The 280-nt window shown below is 65.7% G+C and carries 1 protein-coding gene; it reads right to left on the bottom strand.

The genetic code is table 11. From position 1 onward, the window contains the following. The coding region (locus tag KW846_RS29785) for a VCBS domain-containing protein (protein ID WP_218486474.1) at positions 1-280 on the bottom strand (280 nt) is incomplete at both ends.

Raw genomic sequence — 280 nt, 5'->3', positions numbered from 1 at the left:
CATTGGCAACGCCATCGGTGCCGTTGGCCAGCGTGTAGGTCCACTGGCCGCTGTTGTCCACGGCGATCGAGCCGTAGGTACCGGTTGACGAGCCATTGATGCTCCAGGTCGCCGTGGCATCGTGATCGATATCGGCCGAGCTGAACTGGCCACTCACGCTGAGCGTGGTGTCTTCCTGCACCGCGCCGGCATCGTTGCCGGTCGCGAAGCTGAGCACCGGCGCGTCGTTGCTGCCGGTGACAGTGATCGTCACCTGCTGGGTGTCGACGCCGCCGAGGCC

Source organism: Pseudomonas sp. PDM32 (assembly GCF_019219225.1).
In the GTDB taxonomy this organism is placed as follows: Bacteria; Pseudomonadota; Gammaproteobacteria; order Pseudomonadales; family Pseudomonadaceae; genus Aquipseudomonas; species Aquipseudomonas laurylsulfatiphila.
Note: the sequence above shows the minus strand (reverse complement) of the source record. Positions and strands in the feature narration are given on the sequence as shown.